Below are 6,893 nucleotides of genomic sequence, written 5' to 3' on the forward strand. Positions count from 1 at the left end.
GTTGAACACATCGACAATGTGGACACGATTTCACTTCACGTTCATGTTGTGTCACCTCGATCGCCACAGGAGGGACATCAAACACTTGACGGATATCGACTTTGAACGGTTTGACTTCACGCAAAGAAGCCCCACATCCTTGACACGTATGCACACGGTGGACGACACGATGATGTGGATGTTCCACTTGACGGAGCGTCGTTCCTTGATGTCCTTCTTGTCCGCCTGGCTTGTTGCCAGATGGCTTGCGAGAAGAATGGGTGTGAAAACGGTCAGAAGATGGGGGCAAATGGCTATTGGAGCTGTTTTTTTTCGTGCGTGCTTCCAGCTCTTGAACGCGATACTTGAGTTGTTCATTTTCTTTGCGTAGCTGTTTGTTTTCTTTCAACAGTTGCTCAATGACTTGTTGTTGGTGAGTAATGAGCTGCTTTTGTTGTTGGACTTTGCTGATTAAGCTCTCAACTGTAAATACAGCTTGTTGTACCGTCAACATGCGATTCACCTCCTTGTCTATCAATATTCACATCATAGACAGGAAAAGCAAAAAATATTCAGCTCACTTTATGATGTGGCTGAATAGTTACAGAATTTCATTAGAAATGCAATAAACAATAAATTCACCTAATATAATTTCATAATTCCTTATGTTCGTTTTTGTTGTGTTTTTGAATTTCCGATCTTCCAAAAAATCTTGATATGCAAATTTGAGCAACAAAAAAGAACTACCTCCTTTAAGGAAGTAGCCCTTACGATTGAATATATTTGTTTCTGCGACTAGTTCTCTTTTATATTACATCATGCCGCCCATGTCAGGCATGCCAGGTGTGTTTTTGTTTTCTTCTGGTTTATCAGCAACAACCGCTTCTGTTGTTAAGAACATAGCCGCAACAGATGCTGCGTTTTGAAGCGCAGAACGAGTAACTTTTGTTGGGTCAACAATACCCGCTTCGATCATGTCAACCCACTCGCCAGTTGCTGCGTTGAAGCCAACGCCAGGTTTTTCTGTTTTTAAGCGCTCTACGATGACAGAGCCTTCTAAACCAGCGTTTTGTGCGATTTGACGAACTGGCTCTTCGATCGCACGAAGAACGATTTTCACACCAGTTGCTTCGTCGCCTTCCGCTTCAATAGCCGCAACTTTGCTGTATACGTTCATTAACGCTGTACCACCGCCGGCAACGATACCTTCTTCAACTGCCGCACGTGTTGCGTTCAATGCGTCTTCAATGCGTAATTTGCGCTCTTTCAATTCAGTTTCTGTTGCAGCACCAACTTTGATTACCGCAACGCCACCAGCTAATTTCGCTAAGCGCTCTTGTAATTTTTCACGGTCAAATTCAGAAGTTGTTTCTTCTAATTGTGCACGAATTTGGTTGATGCGTGCTTGAATGTCTTCGGCACGACCAGCGCCATCAACGATTGTTGTATGTTCTTTTGTTACAACAACTTTCGCTGCACGACCAAGTGAAGCAATTGATGTTGATTTTAACTCGCGACCTAACTCTTCTGTGATAACTTCGCCACCTGTTAAGATCGCGATATCTTGAAGCATCGCTTTGCGACGATCACCGAAGCCAGGCGCTTTAACTGCAACAGCTGTGAATGTACCACGAAGTTTGTTTACAACTAATGTTGCAAGCGCTTCGCCTTCTACATCTTCAGCAATGATTAACAATGGCTTACCTTGTTGAACAACTTGCTCTAATACAGGAAGAAGTTCTTGAATACTTGAAACTTTTTTATCTGTAATTAAGATGTATGGATTTTCCAATACAGCTTCCATTTTATCAGAGTCTGTAATCATGTATGGAGATACATAACCACGGTCAAATTGCATACCTTCCACAACATCTAATTCTGTTGTGAAACCTTTAGACTCTTCTAATGTAATGACGCCGTCTTTACCAACGCGCTCCATCGCTTCTGCGATAAGTTGACCAACTTCTTCGTCAGCCGCAGAAATCGCTGCAACTTGAGCGATTGAGTCTTTGCCTTCAATTGGTTTAGAGATTGCTTTTAATTCTTCTACTGCAACAGCAACAGCTTTTTCAATACCTTTGCGAATACCCATTGGGTTCGCACCAGCTGTTACGTTTTTCAATCCTTCACGAATCATCGCTTGCGCTAATACAGTCGCTGTTGTTGTACCGTCACCAGCAACATCGTTTGTTTTGCTTGCTACTTCCGCAACAAGCTTCGCACCCATATTTTCAAACGGATCTTCTAATTCGATTTCTTTTGCGATTGTTACACCGTCATTTGTAATTAATGGAGAACCAAATTTTTTCTCTAATACAACGTTACGACCTTTTGGACCTAATGTTACTTTTACTGCATCAGCCAATTTATCTACACCGCGTAACATCGCACGACGAGCTTCTTCGCTGAATTTAATTTCTTTTGCCATACATCTTACCCCCTTGATGATAATTTTTGTTAAGTATTTTTGTATGCTTTATATGTTATCAGGCGAACGATTAACCAATCACAGCTAAAATGTCGCTTTCACGTAAGATTAAGTATTCTTTTCCATCATATTTCACTTCTGTACCCGCATATTTTGAGAAGATGATGCGGTCACCAACGCTTACTTCTGGAGCTACGCGCTCACCATTGTCAAGAACGCGACCTGAACCAACTGCAACAACTTTTCCTTCTTGTGGTTTTTCTTTCGCTGTGTCTGGTAAAACAATTCCGCTCGCTGTTTTTTCTTCAGTTTGAATTAATTCAATGACAATACGATCACCTAGTGGCTTCAACACGGCAAACGACCTCCTTAATTAGATTTTCGTTCCGTTATTAGCACTCATTCTTATTGAGTGCTAACACACTTATTATATTAATGAACTTTTTTCAATTTTGCAAGTAGGAAGTTAAAAATTTTTCATTAAATGATTCCCTCTTTCATTATGTCTTTCCTTTCGAAATTCATACAAAAAATATGATAAAATGAAAAAGTATTCAATTTGGAAAGCGGAGGACGATCATTCGCGCAGCTAAGAAAGCAGACGCTTAGAAAATGCTCGTCTAAAGCTAGACAATTTGCACGAGAAGGGGTTGAACATGTGAAAAAGCAATATTGGTATGTCATCATTACATACGTCGCTATGCAACTATCGAGTTTAGTCGGCGTTCCTTTACTTGCGCATAGCGGATTTATCAACGCATCAAATAAAGATATAGCTATATCGATCGCCTCGGGATACTGGGCTGTCATTAGTTTTTCCCTCGCGCTTCTCTTCGTTCTCTATTTTATGAGGGAAGACATGGCGTACTCGTATGACCGTCACCGCGCGTCAATGGGAACGTCAATCTTTTGGTCAATTGGGGGCTTTTTGCTCGCTCTTTTTGCTCAAGGCATCGCAGCAAATATTGAGATGCACGTATTTGGCGTCGAGATGGGGTCCGAAAATACGAGACGCATTGTTGAGATGGTGAAGCTAACACCAGCGCTTATGCTCGTCACTTCGATCGTCGGACCGATTTTAGAAGAAATCATTTTTCGAAAAATTATTTTTGGAACGCTGTATCAAAAATATAACTTTTTCTTATCAGCAACTGTCAGTTCCCTTTTATTTGCTGTCGTTCATTTAGAGTTTGAACATTTGCTTCTTTATGCAACGATGGGATTTGTATTTGCTTTCTTATATGTGAAAACAAAGCGTATTCTCGTCCCTATTGCAGCACATGTACTGATGAATACATTTGTCGTTGCTATTCAAACGTTATTTGCTGAAGAAATTGAAAAGATAATGAAAGAAGCAGAACAAATGCAATTCGTGATTTGGAGGCTGTTTTCATGAAGTCTGAGCCGTTGTTTTACTTTTTGATGGGCATTTTATTCACTTATTTTGCTGTTGATAGTGCTGACGATGGCATTTGGGACGTCACAACGATGCTATTTATTCTTATTGCTACATTAGATTTTGGCACCGCTATTCGTTCTTTATTGAAAAAAACCTCCCGCTCGTAAATGGGAGGTTTACTCATTTCCGTAATGTTTTAAAAAGTAAACAAGTGACTGCAATTCGACCGCTAAATCAATATGATGAACACGAATGTGTTCAGGTACATGCAGACGAGCAGGCGTGAAGTTTAAAATCCCTTTAATGCCTTTTTGGACAAGCCGATCGGTAATCGGTTGGGCAACTTGGGCTGGAACGGTTAAAATGGCTACCGTAATCCCACCTAGTTTTTCTTCCAATTCATCTAAATGATAAACAGGCACTCCTCCTACTTCCGTTCCTACTTTATCTGGATCTACATCGAATGCCATCACAATTTTCGTATTATTGTTTTTGCTAAAATTGTAATTTAAAAATGCCGTACCTAAATTACCAACACCGAACAACGCTACTTCTGTCGTTTCATCTTGATCCAACGTTTTTCTGAAAAACGACAGCAAATAATTTACATTATAACCGTATCCTTTTTTTCCAAGCGCACCAAAGTATGAAAAATCACGGCGAATCGTTGCTGAATCGACTTTTACGGCTTCACTTAACTCCGCTGAAGATACACGCTGCTTTCCTGATGCATGCAAGTTTTTCAAAAAACGATAATACAACGGTAGTCGCTTTGCGGTCGCCTGCGGAATTTTTGGTTGTTCATTATTCACGAGTCAATCCCCCACATTTCCTTTCACAAATAGTTAGCGCTTTCATTTTTCTCTCCTATACGTCTGAAAAGTTCTCCCCACTTTTAAACTATACACTATTTTTTTCATTCTGTCTTTCCTTTGTACCCTTTATTATTATTTTTGTCAAATTTGTTATTCGCACACTAGTGTTGCCGAACATCAAGAAAGTACGTTACACTATCAAAAGAAGATTGAGGTGAAAAATGATGATCATTTTACAAGTAAATCAACTATCCAAATCATATGGGGCGGAACAAGTTTTATCAGACATTAAGCTTGAAATACAAGAAAAAGACCGTATCGCGTTAGTTGGAAGAAATGGGGCGGGGAAATCTACACTATTAAAAATCATTGCTGGCCAGCTGTCGTACGACGCAGGTGAAATCATAAAGCCGAAACATGTGACAATCGGCTACTTAGATCAATATACAGGCTTGCAAGCACATCGTTCCATTTGGGAAGAGATGCTCGATGTTTTTGCACCGCTTCAACAGATGGAAAAACAACTACGCGAGCTAGAACAACAAATGAGCGTACACGACGCTGACTATGGACGTCTACTCGAACAATACGATCGGTTACAAACGGAATTTAAAGAAAAAGGCGGATATCAATATGAGGCAGATATTCGCTCTGTCCTCCACGGCCTTCGCTTTTCCCAGTATGATTATACGACAAAAGTATCGACATTAAGTGGTGGACAACGGACGAGACTAGCACTTGGGAAATTACTCCTTTCTAAACCGGATTTACTTATATTAGACGAACCGACAAACCACTTAGATATGGAAACGTTGCAATGGCTTGAACAATATTTAAAAAATTATAGCGGTGCCATTCTTATCGTCTCCCATGACCGCTACTTTCTTGACCAAATCGTAACACAAGTGTACGAATTGGCGCGCACAAAAATAAAAAAATATGTCGGCAACTATACAAGCTACTTACAACAACGCGCAGAACAGTTTGAACAACAAGTAAAACGATACGAAAAACAACAAGAAGAAATCGCAAAACTAAAAGATTTTATTCAACGAAATATCGCGCGTGCTTCAACAACAAAGCGCGCACAAAGTCGTAGAAAGCAATTAGAAAAAATAAATATAATTGAAAAACCACTCGGTGATGAGAAATCAGCATCGTTTCGTTTCGAGATCGAACGGCCAAGCGGAAACGACGTACTAGCAGCCACCGATATAGCGATTGGTTACGATCGCATTATTGCAAAAAATCTTTCATTCCGCGTCACTCGTGGTGATAGTATCGCATTAATTGGACCGAACGGCATCGGGAAATCGACTCTTTTAAAAACGATCATTAAACAACTCCCTGCAAAACAAGGAGAGCTCCGTTACGGAACAAACGTACAAATTGGCTATTATGATCAAGAACAAGCACAATTAACGTCGAATAAACGTGTCATTGATGAGTTATGGGATGAAGATCCATTAAAAACGGAAAAAGAAATTCGAACTATTCTAGGAAATTTCTTATTTTCCGGCGATGATGTATTGAAGCCTGTTCAGACGTTGAGCGGTGGAGAGAAAGCTCGGCTCGCTCTCGCCAAACTGATGATGAAAAAAGCAAATGTATTAGTGTTGGACGAACCGACAAACCATTTAGATTTAGATAGCAAAGAAGTGCTCGAACAAGCGCTTATTGAATACCCTGGAACCATTATATTCGTTTCCCACGACCGCTATTTTATTAACAGACTAGCAACAAAAATATATGAGTTATCCACAGATGGTCTTGTTGAATATTTAGGAGACTATGATTATTACGTGGCAAAAAAAGCGGAGCTGATTGAGCTCGGACAAATGAATCAAAAAGCTACAACAGACGAGCCCTTGTCACCAAAACGTTCGTACGAAGAAGAAAAAGAACGTAAAAAGCTAGAACGACAACGAAAACGAAAAATCGAACAATTAGAAATGGAAATGGAACAACTTGAACAACAAATTTCGGCGTACGAACAACAACTATATGATCCTTCTTGTTACAACGACTACGAAAGGGCTCGAGACACACAAGCGCACATTGACGCCCTAAAACAAAAATTTGATGAACTATTCGAACAATGGGAACGTTTACAACAATAATAATGGGCTAGCTCCACTTGTGGACTAGCCCATCTTTTTACACAAACATATCCACAGAAAAAACACTTATATATAAGTTATTCACGGACTTTTCCACATTATCCACAAGAAAATTAAAAAACTTACATGAATTCTTGTGGTTAACTCGTTAT

The 6,893-nt window shown here is 39.9% G+C and carries 7 protein-coding genes; 3 read left to right on the forward strand and 4 right to left on the reverse strand.

The window, feature by feature from the left end; all coding sequences use genetic code 11:
• The 3 genes from V7Z64_RS10670 to groES form a co-directional block, all read right to left on the reverse strand.
• Positions 1-493 (reverse strand): IS66 family transposase zinc-finger binding domain-containing protein (locus V7Z64_RS10670; protein WP_334110368.1); only part of this gene is annotated, 493 nt, incomplete at its 3' end.
• A 297-nt stretch (positions 494-790) separates the two neighbouring features.
• The gene (gene groL / locus V7Z64_RS10675; RefSeq protein ID WP_297989631.1) at positions 791-2,407 is read right to left on the reverse strand and encodes a chaperonin GroEL; all 1,617 of its coding nucleotides are present in this window, start codon (positions 2,405-2,407) and stop codon (positions 791-793) included.
• A gap of 70 nt (positions 2,408-2,477) precedes the next feature.
• Positions 2,478-2,762 carry a co-chaperone GroES gene (gene groES / locus V7Z64_RS10680; RefSeq protein ID WP_004888755.1) on the reverse strand — a complete coding sequence of 95 codons (285 nt, stop codon included), beginning with the start codon at positions 2,760-2,762 and terminating at the stop codon, positions 2,478-2,480.
• A 303-nt stretch (positions 2,763-3,065) separates the two neighbouring features.
• Here groES and V7Z64_RS10685 point away from each other — a divergent pair, with 303 nt between their 5' ends.
• Both V7Z64_RS10685 and V7Z64_RS10690 read left to right on the forward strand, forming a co-directional pair.
• On the forward strand, positions 3,066-3,803 hold the full coding sequence (locus V7Z64_RS10685; RefSeq protein ID WP_297989638.1) for a CPBP family intramembrane glutamic endopeptidase: 738 nt from the start codon (positions 3,066-3,068) through the stop codon (positions 3,801-3,803).
• Positions 3,800-3,973: a YdiK family protein gene (locus V7Z64_RS10690; RefSeq protein WP_009362636.1), complete on the forward strand. Its 174-nt coding sequence runs from the start codon at positions 3,800-3,802 to the stop codon at positions 3,971-3,973. Before V7Z64_RS10685 ends, V7Z64_RS10690 begins: the two co-directional genes overlap by 4 nt.
• A gap of 9 nt (positions 3,974-3,982) precedes the next feature.
• On the opposite strand, the gene V7Z64_RS10695 is transcribed toward V7Z64_RS10690, so the two are convergent.
• Positions 3,983-4,618: a redox-sensing transcriptional repressor Rex gene (locus V7Z64_RS10695; protein WP_009362635.1), complete on the reverse strand. Its 636-nt coding sequence runs from the start codon at positions 4,616-4,618 to the stop codon at positions 3,983-3,985.
• 227 nt (positions 4,619-4,845) lie between these two features.
• On the opposite strand from V7Z64_RS10695, the gene V7Z64_RS10700 reads away from it, so the two are divergent.
• Positions 4,846-6,741 (forward strand): ABC-F family ATP-binding cassette domain-containing protein, encoded by a 1,896-nt coding sequence (locus V7Z64_RS10700; RefSeq protein WP_297989662.1) that lies wholly within the window; start codon positions 4,846-4,848, stop codon positions 6,739-6,741.
• The last annotated feature ends 152 nt before the right edge of the window (positions 6,742-6,893 follow it).

The organism is Anoxybacillus sp. (genome assembly GCF_036834105.1).
Lineage (GTDB): Bacteria > Bacillota > Bacilli > Bacillales > Anoxybacillaceae > Anoxybacillus.